A 15,410-nucleotide genomic window follows, 5' to 3' on the forward strand; every position below is an offset into this window, starting at 1 on the left:
CACGGGCGCGCCGGGCGGGGGTCGTCGGCGTCCGGTCCCCCCGGGCGCACGGACCGATGGAGGGATGACCGGTGAAGAAGCTGCTCAACGATCCCCAGGACGCGGTGACGGAGTCCCTCGAGGGCTTCGGTCAGGCGCACGCGGACCTCGTGGAGGTGCACGTCGCGCCGCCCTACGTGTCGCGCGCCGGGGGCGCGGTCCCCGGGAAGGTCGGGCTGGTCTCGGGCGGCGGCTCGGGGCACGAGCCGCTGCACGCGGGCTTCGTCGGGCTCGGCATGCTCGACGCCGCGGTCCCCGGCGCCGTCTTCACCTCGCCGACGCCGGACCAGATCGTGCCGGCGATCCTCGGCGCCGACTCGGGCGCGGGCGTCCTCGCCATCGTCAAGAACTACACGGGCGACGTGCTGAACTTCGAGACGGCGGTCGAGCTGGTCGAGGCCGAGGGCACGCAGGTCACGAGCATCCTCGTCAACGACGACGTCGCGGTCGAGGACTCGCTGTACACGGCGGGCCGCCGCGGCGTCGCGGGCACGGTCGCGGTCGAGAAGATCGCCGGTGCCGCGGCCGAGCGGGGCGACGACCTGGGCGCGGTGACCGAGATCGCGGGGCGCGTCGTCGCGAACGTGCGCTCGATGGGCGTCGCGCTCACCGCCTGCACGGTCCCGCACGTCGGCAAGCCGAGCTTCGACCTGGGCGACGACGAGGTGGAGATCGGGATCGGGATCCACGGCGAGCCCGGACGCCACCGCATCCCGCTCGCGTCGGCCGACGAGATCACGCAGCGTCTCGTCGACCCGGTGGCGGACGACCTGGGCCTCGGGGACGGCGAGGACGTGTTGCTGTTCGTTAACGGAATGGGCGGTACGCCGCTGTCCGAGCTGTACGTCGTCTATCGTCAGGCGAGGAGGCTGCTCGAGGGGCGCGGCGTACGGGTGACGCGCTCGCTCGTCGGCAACTACGTCACGTCGCTGGAGATGCAGGGTGCGTCGGTCACCGTGCTGCGCCTGGACGACGAGCTCACCGCCCTGTGGGACGCTCCCGTCCACACGGCTGCGCTGCGCTGGTGAGGCGGTGCCCTTTCGTGCAGTCTCCGAGAGCCGGCGGACCGCCGGCTCGACGGCGAGGAGAGGTGGGGCATGACGCTGGACGTGGCCTGGGCGGACCGGTGGACGCGGCTGAGCGCGGAGCGCATCGCGGCGGCACGGGACGAGCTGACCGAGCTGGACCGCCAGATCGGTGACGGCGACCACGGGGAGAACCTCGACCGGGGGTTCCGCGCCGTGGTCGCCAAGCTCGACGGGGCGGCCACCGGCGACCAGCCGCCGGGCCAGATCGGCGACGTGCTCAAGCTGGTGGCCACGACGCTTATGTCGTCCGTCGGCGGCGCCTCGGGCCCCCTGTACGGGACGGCGTACCTCCGGGCCGCGAAGGTGACCGGGCTCGCAGAGCTCGACGCGCACGGCGTCGTCGCGCTCCTCGAGGGCGCGCTCGAGGGCATCACCGCGCGCGGCAAGGCCCAGCTCGGCGAGAAGACGATGGTGGACGCCTGGCAGCCCGCCGTGGACGCGGCGGAGGGGGCTGCCGACGGTGGCGCGTCGACCGCCGACGTCCTCGCCGCGGCCGCGGCGGCGGCGCGCGCGGGCGCCGAGGCGACGATCCCGCTCGTCGCCACCAAGGGCCGCGCGAGCTATCTCGGGGAGCGCAGCGCGGGCCACCAGGACCCGGGGGCCACGTCGACCGCGATCCTGCTCGAGGCCGCGCGCGACGCGGCGACCGCGTGAGCGGCACGGTCGGGGCGCGGGCACGCGTCGCGCTGGTCCTCGTCTCGCACTCCCAGCGGCTCGCGGAGGGCGCCGTCGAGCTGTCCGCGCAGATGGCTCCAGGTGTGCTGCTGCTCGCGGCCGGGGGGACCGACGACGGGGGGCTCGGCACCAGCTACGACCGCGTGTCCGGGGCGCTCGAGGAGGCGCTCGGCGTCGCGGACGGCGCGGTCGTCCTCGCCGACCTGGGTTCGGCGGTCATGACCGTCGAGTCGGTCCTCGACATGGAGGACGGGTTCGACGGGAGGGTCCGGCTCGCGGACGCCCCGTTCGTCGAGGGCGCCGTCGCCGCGGCGGTGACCGCCCACGGCGGCGGCGACGTCTCCGAGGTGCTCGCGTCCGCGGAGCACGCGGGCGGCACGTTCGCGGTCACGACCGAGAGACCCGAGGGCGACGAGCCGGCCGTCGAGGCCGCAGCCTCCGCGGACGGGGCCGCGCGCGCCGTCGTCACGCTGCGCAATCCGCTCGGGCTCCACGCGCGCCCGGCCGCGGTGCTGGCCCGCCTCGTCGCGGGATTCGACGCGAGCGTCGCGATCGACGGCGTCAACGGCGCGAGCGTGCTCGAGCTCATGAAGCTCGGCGCGACCGGTGGCCAGGAGCTCACCGTGACGGGGGAGGGTCCCCAGGCCGCCGACGCCGTGGCCGCGGTCGTGGAGGCCGTCGAGGGCGGGTTCGGCGAGGTCTGACCCACGCGCGTGTGACGGCGATCACCAGGATTGCAGTTGATGCAAAATTGCACAGGATGCAAGAATGATCCTCGTGCCCACGACTCTCCCTGACGTGCCCGCTCGCCCCTCGTTGGCCGAGCGGGCCGCGGCATGTCTGGCGCCGTCTCCCGGCGGCCTGCGGGAGCGCAAGAAGCGCGCCCGGCGCGAGGCGCTCGTCGAGGCGGCGCAGACGCTCGTGCTGGAGCGCGGCTTCGACGCGGTGACGGTCGAGGACGTCTGCGCCGAGGTCGGGGTCTCGCCGCGCACGTTCTTCAACTACTTCCCGTCGAAGGACGACGCCGTGCTCGGCCTCGAGGACCTCGCCGTGCGACCCGAGATCGTGGCGACCTTCGTCGGGGGCGGTCCCACGGGGGCGCTGCTCGACGACCTCGAGGTCGTCGTGGCCGACGTGCTCGCGCAGCAGGTCGTCACGCCCGAGCGCATGGCCCGCACGCTCGAGCTCGTCCAGCGCGAGCCGCACCTCGTCACCCGGCACGTCGCCTGGGTGGAGGGACATCGCGCCGAGCTCGTCGACATGTTCCTCGCGCGCCGCGCCGTGCGGCCCTTCGTCCCCGACCCCGAGCTCCTGGCCCTCGTGGTCATGAGCCTGCTGCGCGCGAGCACGCTCGAGTGGCAGCAGCACGACCGCGAGGGCGAGCCGGTGGACCACCTGCCGACCGTCGTCGGGCAGCTCCGGGCGCTGCTCCAGGACTCGCGCGCCCCCGATCCCGCGGCCCGCTAGCCGCACGCCCTCACCGCCTCGCGAGGGCAGGGACGCCACGGCGTCCGCACCGCTACCAGCTCCTCCCCACCACCCGACGACGGGCCGCGCCCGTCGGCGCGCCCCCGCCCGTCCTGACCGAACCGGATCCTCATGGCCTCCTCCACCGCTGCACCGCCCGTCGACGGCGGCAAGCCGCTCGTCGTGCTCACCCCGCGCACCGTGTGGGTGATCTTCGGCGCGCTCATGGCGTCGATGTTCCTGTCCTCGCTCGACCAGTCGATCGTCGGCACCGCGATGCCGACCATCGTCGGCGAGCTCCACGGCGTCGAGCACCAGGGCTGGGTCATCACGGCCTACATCCTGGCGATCGCGATCGTCATGCCCCTCTACGGCAAGTTCGGCGACCTCTGGGGTCGTCGCTGGCCGTTCCTCGTCGCGATCGGGCTCTTCACGATCGCGTCGGCCGGCGCGGGCTTCGCGCAGTCGTTCCCCGAGCTCGTCGCCTGGCGCGGCGTGCAGGGCCTCGGTGGCGGCGGCCTGATGATCCTGTCGCAGGCGATCATCGCCGACATCGTGCCCGCCAAGGACCGCGGCAAGTACATGGGCCCGATGGGCGCACTGTTCGGCATCGCGGCGGTGATCGGCCCGCTCCTCGGCGGCTGGTTCACCGAGGGCCCGGGCTGGCGCTGGGCGTTCTGGATCAACGTCCCGATCGGCGTCGCGGCGTTCGTCGTCGCGTGGGTCGCGCTCAAGCTCCCGTCGCACCGCTCCGGCCGCAAGATCGACGTCGCCGGCATCTTCTTCCTCGTGGTGGCCACGTCCGGCATCGTGCTCGTCACGAGCTGGGAGTCCCTGACCAGCTCGCGCGGCTACGACTGGTCGGACCCGTGGCTGCTGGGCCTCGTGGCCGCGGTGGTCGTCTCGGTCGCCGCGTTCGTCGTGGTGGAGAACCGCGCCGAGGAGCCGCTGCTCCCGCTGCACCTGTTCAAGAACCGGACGTTCACGATCGCGACCCTCATCGGCCTCGTGCTCGGCATGGGCATGTTCTCGGCGCTCGCCTTCCTGCCGACGTTCCTCCAGATGTCCACCGGCGCGGGGGTCACCGAGTCCGGGTTCCTCATGCTGCCGATGATGGTCGGCGTCATGATCACGGCGATCGGGTCGGGTATCGCGATCACGAAGACCGGCCGCTACAAGATCTACCCGGTGCTGGGCCTCGCGATCACCGCGGCCGGCATGATGTGGCTCACGCGCATCACGGGCGACATGTCGATGTGGCTCTTCGGCGCGATGATCTTCGTGATGGGCGCAGGCATGGGCCTCGTCATGCAGACGATCGTCCTCGCGGTGCAGAACTCGGTCGACCCGCACGAGATCGGGACGGCGACGAGCGCGAACAACTTCTTCCGCGAGATCGGCGCGGCCGTCGGCACGGCGCTGTTCAGCACCATCTTCACGTCGCGCCTCGCCGACAACCTCGAGGGCGTCTTCGCCGGGCTGCCCGCGGGCTCCGCCCCCGCCGGGGCCGAGGGGTCGTCGCTCACGCCCGAGATGGTGCAGCAGCTCCCCGAGCCGATCCACACCGGCGTCGTCGACGCGTTCACCGACGCGCTCGCCCCGGCCTTCTGGTACCTCGTCCCGCTCGTGCTCGTCGGGTTCGTCCTCGCGCTCTTCCTGCGCGAGGTCAAGCTCTCCGACGTCGCGGGGATGGTCGCGCGCGGCGAGGCCGTCGCCGACCACGGGGACCTCGTCGAGGACGCTCCTGCGCAGGATGCGGGTGCCGACGCTCCCGCTGACGCGGCCGTCGTGACCGCGGGTGCCCCCGGAGCGGGTCGTGACCACCCGGAGGACCGGGACCGCGGCACCGCGCCGGTATCCTGACCGGGTGAGCACCTCGCCGTCGCAGCCCGCCGCGCAGCCGTCCCGCCACGGCCGCGCGGCGGGCCCGGTGCGCCCGTCCCCGGGCGACCGCATCAAGCCGAAGAAGCCCGCGAAGGCCCAGTTCGCGTCGACCACGCTCCTGCTCGAGGCCTTCCTCGTGGTGTTCGCCACGCTCGTCGCCTACGGGCTGCGGGACGTGCCCTACTCGCGCGGGCCGCTCGAGCTGCCGAGCGCGGCGTCGATCTGGCTCGTGGGCGGCGTCCTCGCCGTCGTGCTCGTGGTCCTCTCCCGCATGGTCGGCACGCCCGGCGGCTACGTCGCCGGGTCGGTCGTCCAGGTGCCGGTCCTGGCCTTCGGGCTCGTGGTGCCCATGATGTTCGTGGTCGGCGGCCTCTTCGTCGTGCTGTGGGTCGTCTCGATCAGGCTCGGCGGGCGCATCGACCGCGAGCGCGCGGCGTACGACGCCGAGCACCCCGAGACCGCGCCCAACGCCGGCTGAGGCGGGGCGCGCCCGCGCCCTCGCGCGGGTGGTCGCGGCGTCCCGCACGCCGGTGCGGCCGGTAGGCTCGGCGACCATGACCGACGTCGCACCCGCACTGACCGAGACCATCGAGCGCACCCTCATCCTCGTCAAGCCCGACGGCGTCCGCCGCGGCCTGTCCGGCGAGGTGCTGCGGCGCGTCGAGGCCAAGGGCTACACGCTCGCCGCCGTGCGCCTGCTCGACGCGACGCCCGAGCTGCTCGCCGCGCACTACGCCGAGCACGAGGGCAAGCCGTTCTTCCAGCCGCTCGTCGACTTCATGCTCTCGGGCAAGGTCCTCGCGGTCGTCGCCGAGGGCCAGGGCGTCATCCCCGGCTTCCGTTCGCTGGCCGGCGCGACGAACCCGACCGAGGCGCTCCCCGGCACCATCCGCGGCGACCTCGGCCGCGACTGGGGCCTCAAGGTCCAGCAGAACCTCGTCCACGGCTCCGACTCGCCCGAGTCCGCCGCGCGCGAGATCGCGCTCTGGTTCCCCGAGCTCGGCTGACGCACCGGCACGCAGCCCCGCGCCCCGTCTCGGCCGCACCGGCCGGGGCGGGGCGTCTCGCGTCCCGGCACCTCCGGCGACGGCGCCCGGCCGCGCGGGGCGCAGATCCGCGGGTTCGTCGGGGGCCGCCACTAGGCTCGGGTCCGTGCACCTCAAGACCCTGACGCTGCGCGGCTTCAAGTCGTTCGCGTCCGCGACGACGCTGAGCTTCGAGCCCGGGGTCACGTGCGTCGTCGGGCCGAACGGCTCGGGCAAGTCCAACGTCGTGGACGCGCTCGCGTGGGTCATGGGGGAGCAGGGCGCCAAGACCCTGCGCGGCGGCAAGATGGAGGACGTCATCTTCGCCGGGACGTCCGGGCGGCCGCCGCTGGGGCGCGCCGAGGTCTCCCTGACGATCGACAACACCGACGGCGCGCTGCCGATCGACTACACCGAGGTGACGATCTCCCGCACGCTGTTCCGCAGCGGCGGCTCCGAGTACGCGATCAACGGCTCCGCGTGCCGGCTGCTCGACATCCAGGACCTCCTCTCGGACTCCGGCCTCGGCCGGGAGATGCACGTGATCGTCGGGCAGGGACAGCTCGACGCCGTCCTGCGCGCGACTCCCGAGGACCGGCGCGGCTTCGTCGAGGAGGCCGCCGGCGTCCTCAAGCACCGCAAGCGCAAGGAGAAGGCGCTCCGCAAGCTCGACGCGATGCAGGCCAACCTCACCCGGCTCGCCGACCTCACGACAGAGATCCGCCGCCAGCTCGGCCCGCTGGGCCGCCAGGCCGAGATCGCCCGCAAGGCCGCGACGATCCAGGCCGACCTGCGCGACGCGAAGGCCCGCCTGCTCGCGGACGACCTCGCCCAGCTCACCGCCACCCTGGAACAGGAGATCGCCGACGAGGCGGCGCTGCGCACGCAGCAGGCGGAGGTCGAGCGGGCGCTCGCCACGGCCCGCGACGGGCTGGGCCGGCTCGAGCGCGAGGCCGCCGAGGCCGCGCCCGCACTGGGCGCCGCGACCGACGTCTGGTTCCGGCTGTCGTCCCTGCGCGAGCGCCTGCGCGGCACGCAGACGCTCGCAGAGGAGCGCGTCCGCCTGCTCGGTCGCCCGGAGCCCGCCCAGCGGGGCCAGGATCCCGACGAGCTCGAGGCCCAGGCGGAGCGCGTGCGCGCGACCGAGGCGGAGCTCGAGGCCGAGGTCGCGCGCGCACGGGACGCGCTCGTGGCGGCCGTCGCGGACCGCGAGGACGTCGAGCGGTCGGCGGGCGAGGCCGAGCGCGCGGTCGCGACCCTGCTCCGTGGCGCCGCCGACCGCCGGGAGGGACTGGCGCGCCTCGCGGGCCAGGTCGCCGCGCAGCGCACCCGGGTCGAGGCCGCGGAGGCGGAGATCGGGCGGCTCCGCGAGTCGCTGGCGGAAACCGAGCTCCGGGGCACCCAGGCGCGCACGGACTTCGCGGTGCTGGAGACCCAGGTGGTCGGTGCCGAGGAGGGCGAGGAGGGCCTCGACGCCGAGCACGAGGCCGCGGCCGACGAGGTCGAGCGGACGACGACCGCCGTGCGGGAGCTGGAGGACGAGGCCTCCGCCGCGGACCAGGAGCGCGCCACGTGGAGCGCGCGGATCGAGGCGCTCGAGCTGAGCCTCGACCGCAAGGACGGCGCCGGTGCGCTGCTCGCCGCCGACGGCGTCGGCGTGGTGGGGTCGCTCGCGGCGCTGCTGGGCGTCGAGGCCGGGTACGAGGACGCCGTGGCCGCAGCGCTCGGTCCCGCCGCGGACGCCGTCGCGGTCGAGTCGGTCGACGCAGCCGTCGACGCGCTGCGGTACCTGCGCACCGAGGACGCCGGCCGCGCGGGCCTCGTCGTGGCGACCGCGGAGCCCGGCCCGGGCCCCGCCGACGTCGCGCTGCCCGACGGCGCGCGCTGGGCCGTCGACGTCGTCACGGCGGGCGGGGACGTCGGTCATGCGGTGCGGTCGCTGCTCACCGGCGTGGCCGTCGTCGACGACCTGGGCCAGGCGCGCGGGCTCGTGGCGCGGCACCCGGACGTGGCTGTCGTGACGCGGGGCGGGGACCTGCTCGCGGCGACGCGCGCCTGGGGCGGGTCGGCGTCGGCGCCGAGCGTGCTGCACCTGCAGTCGGCGCTCGACGAGGCGCGCACCGCGCACGCCGACGCGGCCGGCCGCGCCGAGCGCGCCCGGTTCGCCCTCGTGGGCGCGCGCGAGGCCGCGCAGGAGGCGCGGGCGCGCTACGAGGACACGCTCGACCGGCTCAACGAGTCGGACGCGCAGCTCGCCGCTGTCGCGGAGCAGCTCGGGCACCTCGGGGCGACGGCGCGCTCGGCGGCCGCGGAGGCCGAGCGCGTCCGCGCCTCGCTCGAGCGCGCGTCGCAGGGCGTCGACGACGCGCGCGAGAGTCTCGTGGGTCTCGTGGAGCGGCTCGACGCCGCGGAGGCGGCGCCGGAGCAGTCGGAGGAGGCCGTCGCCGAGGCGTCGGCGGAACGTGACCGCCTCCTCGCCCTCGCGTCGGCGGCGCGCACGTCGGAGACGGAGGCGCGCCTCGCCCTGCGCACGAGCGAGGAGCGTGCGCGGGCCGTGGCCGGCCGGGCGCAGTCCCTCGCCCGGGCCGCCGCGACGGAACGCGAGGCGCGTGAGCGGGCGGCGCGGCGGGAGGCCGCGCGGGTGCGCCAGTCGGAGCGTGCGTCGGCCGTGCGCGAGGGCGCGGCGCGCGCCCTCGGGGCGGTCGACCGGTCCCTCGCCCGTGCGGGCGAGGAACGCGAGGCCGCGGAGGCGGCGCGCGCCGAGCGCGACGCCGCGGTGACGGCGGCCCGGCGCGAGGTCGACGACCTCGCTGCCCGACTCCGGGAGCTGACCGACGTCGCGCACCGCGACGAGGTGGCGCGCACCCAGCAGCAGCTCCGGATCGAGCAGCTCCAGGCGCGCAGCGTCGACGAGCTCGGCCTCGACCCTGCGGTCCTCGTCGAGGAGCTCGGTCCCCACCGCGACGTCCCGGTCCCGTCGGACGACGACGAGCCGCGAACCGTGCCCTACGACCGTGCGGCCCAGGAGAAGCGGCTGCGCGCCGCCGAGCGCGACCTGGGCCGCCTCGGCAAGGTGAACCCGCTCGCGCTCGAGGAGTTCGCGGCGCTCGAGGAGCGCCACAAGTTCCTCGCGGACCAGCTCGCCGACCTCAAGAAGTCCCGCGCCGACCTCTTGGAGATCGTCAAGGAGATCGACGAGCGGGTCGAGCGGGTGTTCGCGGACGCGTACCGCGACACCGCCGAGCAGTTCGAGCGGGTGTTCGCGCGCATGTTCCCCGGCGGCGAGGGACGGCTCGTGCTCACGGACCCGGACGACATGCTGACGACCGGGATCGAGGTCGAGGCGCGACCGGCGGGCAAGAAGGTCAAGCGGCTCTCCCTGCTGTCCGGCGGCGAGCGCTCGCTCACGGCGGTCGCGCTGCTCGTGGCGATCTTCAAGGCGCGCCCCTCGCCGTTCTACGTCATGGACGAGGTCGAGGCGGCGCTGGACGACGTCAACCTGGGCCGTCTCCTCGAGATCTTCCGGGAGCTCCAGGAGGACTCGCAGCTCATCGTCATCACCCACCAGAAGCGCACGATGGAGATCGCCGACGCGCTCTACGGGGTGACGATGCGCGGCGACGGCGTGACGACGGTCATCAGCCAGCGGATGAACGAGGCGCGCGAGGACGTCCCGGTGTGAGGGGACTCACCCCGGCGCGGGAGCACCCCGCCGACCTGCGTCGATGCCTCGAAATCGTTGGAATTCCGGGCCTTGTGAAGATGTGGTGCCGATCGGGCGGCACGGCGTGGCAACGGTCGCGCCACGTGCCTCGACCCGGATACTGGACCTCATGGTCTGGATGTTCGTGTGGCTGGGGCTCACGCTCGGCGTCGCCGCCGTCGTGTTCCTGTTCGCGAGCGTCGTCGCGCGCTCGGAGGCCCAGTCGTCGGGCGCGCAGGGGGACCGGTCGGGCGACCAGGGCATGCGCGCGTTCTGGCGCGACTTCCGTTCGGGGCTCCGTCGCCGTCGCCGCCGGGGGGCGCTCGATGCGCACCACGTCGGGACCGTCCGCATGCCCCGGCCCGTGGACACGAGCATCGACGACTTCTTCACCGCGACCGAGGTGACGTCCAACGCGTACGTCGACGCGGAGGAGCTGACCGACGTGCTGCACCGCGCCCGCGAGCGTGTGCGACCGCTGCACCCCGGGGAGCGCCCTCCTCAGGCGTGACCGCCGAGTGACCACCGCGTGAGCGTCGCCTCCGTCTGAGAGACTTCCGGGGTGAACGACCTCCTCCCGCTCTGGATCGTCCTCGGCGTCGTCCTTCTCGTCGCCCTCGCCACCGTCGGGACCGTGTCGGCCCGCCGGCGCGCTCGCCGCGACGTCGTCGAGCCGCCGCCCGCAGCGCCCACCGCGCCTGCGGCGACCCCCGCCACCGGGACGGCTCCGCCCGGCACCGGGTCCGTCGAGGCCCCGCCGGAGGTCGAGGAGCCGTCCGACGCCGCGACCGCGCCCGCGATCGAGCGGCCCGAGCCCGTCGGCGGGCGGCTCGTCCGGCTGCGCGAGCGGCTCGCACGCTCCGGCTCCCCCCTGGGCGCCCGCCTGCTCTCGGTGCTCTCGCGCGACCACCTCTCGGAGGACGACTGGGACGAGCTCGAGGAGACCCTCCTCCTCGCGGACGTCGGTGCCGGGCCTGCGGGGGAGCTCATCGACGCGCTGCGCACCAAGGTCCGCGTGCTCGGCGTCCGCGACGCCGCGAGCGTGCGCGACCTGCTGCGCACGGAGCTCGTCGCGCTCGTCGACCCGTCGCTCGACCGCTCGCTCGCGACGTCGCCCACCACGGGAGAGGACGGCTCCCCGGTCCCGGCCGTCGTGCTCGTCGTCGGCGTCAACGGCACGGGCAAGACCACGACGGTGGGCAAGCTCGCGCGCGTGCTCGTCGCGGAGGACCGCAGCGTCGTGCTCGGCGCGGCCGACACGTTCCGCGCCGCGGCGGCGGACCAGCTCGAGACGTGGGGCTCGCGCGTGGGCGTCCCGACCGTGCGCTCGGACCGCGACGGCGCCGACCCCGCCGCCGTGGCGTTCGACGCCGTGCGCCGCGGTCGCACCGAGGGCGTGGACGTCGTGCTCGTCGACACCGCCGGGCGGCTCCAGAACAAGCAGGGCCTCATGGACGAGCTGGGCAAGATCCGGCGCGTCATCACCAAGGAGGCGCCGCTCTCCGAGGTCCTCCTCGTCCTCGACGCGACCACGGGGCAGAACGGCCTCAACCAGGCGCGCGTGTTCGGCGAGGTCGCCGGGGTGACGGGCATCGTCCTGACGAAGCTCGACGGCACCGCGCGCGGCGGCATCGTGGTCGCGGTGCAGCGCGAGCTGGGCGTCCCCGTGAAGCTCGTCGGGCTGGGGGAGGGTCCCGACGACCTCGCCCCGTTCGACCCGGAGCAGTTCGTCGACGGTCTGCTCGGCGACTGACCGACGCCCCGCGGCGGGTCACGGTCGTGTCACGGTGCGATCACGAGCGTGTCGCGATCCGGACGCCGTGTGGCGCCTCCACCCGGGTGAAACGGAACGTTTACGTCCGAGGAACGCTTGTCACACCCGCGTAACACGACGACACCGCGGGGGAAACCCGCCCGCACCACCGTAGTCCCCGACCGGCCGCCCGGCTGGCGAGGGGAGATGATCCGATGGAGTGGGACACCGGGGCAACCGCGTGGATGCTGACCTCAGCATCCCTCGTGCTCCTGATGACGCCCGGACTGGCGTTCTTCTACGGCGGCATGGTCCGCGCCAAGTCCGTGCTGAACATGATGATGATGTCGTTCGGCGCGATGGCCGTCGTGGGCGTCGTCTACGTGCTGTGGGGCTGGTCGATGTCCTACGGCGAGGCCGGGACGGGTGGCCTCGTCGCCAGCCCGTTCGCGCAGTTCGGCCTCTCGGGCGCGATCACCGACGCCGACGGCAGCGCCGTGGCGAGCACGCTCGGCAACTACCCGAACGTGGTGGACATCGCGTTCCAGGTGACGTTCGCGATCATCACGGTCGCGCTCATCTCCGGTGCGCTGGCCGACCGCGTGAAGTTCGGCACCTGGCTCACCTTCACGGCGATCTGGGTCACCGTCACGTACTTCCCGCTCGCCCACATGGTCTGGGGCGGCGGCTTCCTCTCGGGCAACGAGAACGGCCTCGCGGCGAAGATCTTCGGGGTGACCGACGGCGCCGCCACGGTCGCGCCGATCGACTTCGCGGGCGGTACGGTCGTCCACATCAACGCCGGTGTCGCGGCCCTCGTGCTCGCGATCCTCATCGGCAAGCGCAAGGGCTTCGGCAAGGAGCCGATGCGCCCGCACAACCTGCCGTTCGTCATGCTCGGCGCGGCCCTCCTGTGGTTCGGCTGGTTCGGGTTCAACGCGGGCTCGGCCTTCGGGGCGAACGAGACCGCAGGCCTCGCCTGGGTCAACACGACGAGCGCGACCGCGGCGGGCATCATCGGGTGGCTCCTCACGGAGAAGATCCGCGACGGTCACGCGACGTCGCTCGGTGCGGCCTCCGGCGTCGTGGCGGGCCTCGTCGCGATCACCCCGGCCGCGGGGGCCCTCAACCCGGTCACGTCGATCGTCCTGGGCCTCGTCGCCGGTGCGCTCTCCGCCCTCGCGGTCGGCCTCAAGTACCGGTTCGGCTACGACGACTCCCTCGACGTCGTCGGCGTCCACCTGGTCTCCGGCCTCTGGGGTACCGTCGCGATCGGCTTCCTCGCCACCGACACGGGCCTGTTCTTCGGTGGCGGTGCGCAGCAGCTCGTCGTGCAGATCCTCATCGCTCTCGTCGCGATCGTGTTCTCGGCGGCCACCACGCTCGTCATCGGTCTGATCCTCAAGGCCACGATGGGCTGGCGGGTCAGCGAGGACGCCGAGGTCGGCGGCATCGACCTCGCGGTCCACGGCGAGACGGCGTACGAGTCCATCCAGCAGGGCAGCGTCATCAAGGAGGTGCGGGCATGAAGCTCGTCACGGGAATCATCCAGCCGCACCGTCTCGACGACGTGAAGTCGGCGCTCGAGGCCGCGGGCGTGCGGGGCATGACGGTCAGCGAGGCCAGCGGATACGGGCGCCAGAAGGGCCACACCGAGGTCTACCGCGGCGCGGAGTACACGGTCGACCTGGTGCCCAAGGTCCGCATCGAGGTCCTCGTCGACGACGCCGACGCGACCGTGGTCACCGAGGTGATCGTCAAGGCCGCGCAGACCGGCAAGATCGGCGACGGCAAGGTCTGGACGGTCCCGGTGGACGACGTCGCCCGCGTGCGCACGGGCGAGCACGGCCCCGGCGCACTGTGAGGCGACGGACCATCGGATGACCGACCACGCCGACACCCCGACCACGGGCGGGGTCGCAGGGGGATCGGCGGGGCGCCTCGGGCAGCAGCCGGGCGAGCAGAGCGCGGAGGTCCCGCACCCCGAGGGGGTGCGGGACCTCCGCGCGCGGATGCTCGACGTCGCGCGGTCCATGAGCGGACCCGGCCGCAGCGGGGTCGCGCGCCGGGCCGCCGTCGTCGACCTCGTGACGTCGTCCCTCCAGGACCTGTGGCGCGACGCGACCGACGGCGTCGCGCCCGACGGGATCGCGCTCGCCGCGGTGGGCAGCCTCGGCCGGGGCGACATGGGACCGGCGAGCGACCTCGACCTCGTCCTCGTCCACGACGGCCGCAGCCACGCGGCCGACGACGTCGCACGGGTCGCGGAGCGCCTGTGGTACCCGCTCTGGGACGCCGGCGTCGACCTCGACCACTCGGTGCGCTCGCTCTCGCAGTGCCGCCAGGTGGCGTCCAAGGACGTCCCCGCGGCCGTGGGCTGGCTCGACGTGCGCGCGGTGGCGGGCGACGCGCTCGTCGTGCACCGGGCGTCGTCCGCGGTCCTCACCGACTGGCGCTCCGCGTCCCGGCGCCGCCTGCCCGACCTGCTCTCCTCGACGCGCGAGCGTGCCGAGCGGTCCGGCGAGCTCGCCTACCTCATCGAGCCCGACCTCAAGGAGTCGCGCGGCGGGATCCGGGACGCGGTCGTGCTCTCCGCCCTGGCCGCGACGTGGCTCACGGACCGTCCGCACGGGTCGGTCGACCGCGCGCACGCGCACCTGCTGGACGTGCGCGACACCCTTCAGGTCGTCACGGGCCGGCACACGAGCCGGCTCCTGCTGGCCGACCTGGACGAGGTCGCCGCGCTGTCCGGGTTCGACGACCCCGACGAGCTGCTCGCGAGCCTCGCCGCGGCCGGGCGCGAGGTCTCCTACGCGCTCGACACGACGGTCCGCCGCGCCCGCCAGGCGCTCCAGCGGCCCTCGATCGCCCGCCGTCCCGTCCTCGTCCGGGGCCGCCGGGCGGCACCGCGGCTGCGGTCCGTGGGGGACGGGCTCGTCGAGCACGACGGCGAGCTCGTGCTCGCGGTGGACGCCCACCCCGCGTCCGACCCGCTCCTGTCGCTGCGCGCCGCCGCCACCGCCGCGCGGACGGGCCTCACGCTCTCCCCGGTCTCGGTCGCGAGCCTCGCCCAGTGCCCGCCACTGCCCGAGCCGTGGCCGCGGGCCGCGCGGGCGGCGTTCCTCTCGCTGCTGGGCTCGGGGCAGGCCCAGGTCGCCGTGTGGGAGGCGCTCGACCTCGCCGGCGTGGTGACCACGTGGATCCCCGAGTGGGCGGGCGTGCGGAACCGTCCGCAGCGCGCCGCCGTGCACCGGCACACCGTCGACCGGCACCTCGTGGAGGTGGTGGCGCGCGCGGCCCGGGACCGCAAGGACGTCGAGCGACCGGACCTGCTCCTGCTGTCCGCGGTGCTGCACGACATCGGCAAGCGCGCGGGCGCCGTCGACCACTCGGTCGAGGGCGCGCGGCTGGTCCCCGCGATCCTCGGCCGCATGGGTTTCGAGCCCGAGGTCGTGGCCGACGTGGAGCGCCTCGTGCGGCACCACCTGACGTTGTCCCGGCTCGCGGTGAGCGAGGACCCGGACGACCCGGCGACGGTCGCCGAGCTCGCCGACGCCGTCGACCACCGGTCGGACCTCCTCGGCGTGCTGCGCGCGCTGACCGAGGCGGACGCGTCGTCCCTCGGGCCGAGCGCGTGGACCGCGTGGCGGGCGCGGCTCGTCGACGACCTCGTGGGGGAGACGCTGCGCGCGCTGGGCGCTGTGCCGAACGACGTGCCGAGAGACGCGGACGCCGCCGGGTAGGCTGGTCCCTCGCGGACGGCCCGTCCTCTGCCA

13 protein-coding genes are annotated in these 15,410 nt (G+C 74.4%); all 13 read left to right on the plus strand.

Annotation, left to right across the window (positions count from 1 at the left end; genetic code table 11):
* Window positions 1–71: 71 nt before the first annotated feature.
* The 13 genes from dhaK to ACN9MS_RS08260 all read left to right on the plus strand — a co-directional run bounded on the left by dhaK (window position 72) and on the right by ACN9MS_RS08260 (window position 15,377).
* Entirely contained in the window at window positions 72–1,067 is a 996-nt protein-coding gene (gene dhaK, locus ACN9MS_RS08200) for a dihydroxyacetone kinase subunit DhaK (protein ID WP_426311476.1), read from the plus strand.
* 69 nt (window positions 1,068–1,136) lie between these two features.
* The gene (dhaL, locus tag ACN9MS_RS08205; protein ID WP_426311477.1) at window positions 1,137–1,781 is read left to right on the plus strand and encodes a dihydroxyacetone kinase subunit DhaL; all 645 of its coding nucleotides are present in this window, start codon (window positions 1,137–1,139) and stop codon (window positions 1,779–1,781) included.
* On the plus strand, window positions 1,778–2,506 hold the full coding sequence (gene dhaM, locus ACN9MS_RS08210) for a dihydroxyacetone kinase phosphoryl donor subunit DhaM (RefSeq protein ID WP_426311478.1): 729 nt from the start codon (window positions 1,778–1,780) through the stop codon (window positions 2,504–2,506). Before dhaL ends, dhaM begins: the two co-directional genes overlap by 4 nt.
* 64 nt (window positions 2,507–2,570) lie before the next feature.
* Window positions 2,571–3,269 (plus strand): TetR/AcrR family transcriptional regulator, encoded by a 699-nt coding sequence (locus tag ACN9MS_RS08215; RefSeq protein ID WP_426311479.1) that lies wholly within the window; start codon window positions 2,571–2,573, stop codon window positions 3,267–3,269.
* A gap of 132 nt (window positions 3,270–3,401) precedes the next feature.
* Window positions 3,402–5,132, plus strand: coding sequence for an MDR family MFS transporter (locus ACN9MS_RS08220; RefSeq protein WP_426311480.1), 1,731 nt, complete (start codon window positions 3,402–3,404; stop codon window positions 5,130–5,132).
* A gap of 4 nt (window positions 5,133–5,136) precedes the next feature.
* Complete coding sequence (locus tag ACN9MS_RS08225) at window positions 5,137–5,631, plus strand: DUF4233 domain-containing protein (RefSeq protein ID WP_426311481.1); 495 nt, start codon at window positions 5,137–5,139, stop codon at window positions 5,629–5,631.
* Between the two features lie 76 nt (window positions 5,632–5,707).
* Entirely contained in the window at window positions 5,708–6,160 is a 453-nt protein-coding gene (ndk, locus tag ACN9MS_RS08230; RefSeq protein WP_426311482.1) for a nucleoside-diphosphate kinase, read from the plus strand.
* Between the two features lie 145 nt (window positions 6,161–6,305).
* A complete protein-coding gene (smc, locus tag ACN9MS_RS08235) occupies window positions 6,306–9,860 on the plus strand; it encodes a chromosome segregation protein SMC (RefSeq protein ID WP_426311483.1) in 3,555 nt (1,184 codons plus the stop codon).
* Window positions 9,861–10,011: 151 nt separating this feature from the next.
* Window positions 10,012–10,392 carry a hypothetical protein gene (locus ACN9MS_RS08240; RefSeq protein WP_426311484.1) on the plus strand — a complete coding sequence of 127 codons (381 nt, stop codon included), beginning with the start codon at window positions 10,012–10,014 and terminating at the stop codon, window positions 10,390–10,392.
* Window positions 10,393–10,443: 51 nt separating this feature from the next.
* Entirely contained in the window at window positions 10,444–11,634 is a 1,191-nt protein-coding gene (gene ftsY, locus ACN9MS_RS08245; RefSeq protein WP_426311485.1) for a signal recognition particle-docking protein FtsY, read from the plus strand.
* Window positions 11,635–11,849: 215 nt separating this feature from the next.
* A complete protein-coding gene (locus ACN9MS_RS08250; RefSeq protein WP_426311486.1) occupies window positions 11,850–13,163 on the plus strand; it encodes an ammonium transporter in 1,314 nt (437 codons plus the stop codon).
* Window positions 13,160–13,498: a P-II family nitrogen regulator gene (locus ACN9MS_RS08255; protein ID WP_047232645.1), complete on the plus strand. Its 339-nt coding sequence runs from the start codon at window positions 13,160–13,162 to the stop codon at window positions 13,496–13,498. The genes ACN9MS_RS08250 and ACN9MS_RS08255 overlap by 4 nt, the downstream gene beginning before the upstream one ends.
* A gap of 16 nt (window positions 13,499–13,514) precedes the next feature.
* Window positions 13,515–15,377 carry a [protein-PII] uridylyltransferase gene (locus tag ACN9MS_RS08260; protein ID WP_426311487.1) on the plus strand — a complete coding sequence of 621 codons (1,863 nt, stop codon included), beginning with the start codon at window positions 13,515–13,517 and terminating at the stop codon, window positions 15,375–15,377.
* The last annotated feature ends 33 nt before the right edge of the window (window positions 15,378–15,410 follow it).

It is taken from the genome of Cellulosimicrobium sp. E-16 (assembly GCF_049913115.1).
Taxonomy (GTDB): Bacteria; Actinomycetota; Actinomycetes; order Actinomycetales; family Cellulomonadaceae; genus Cellulosimicrobium.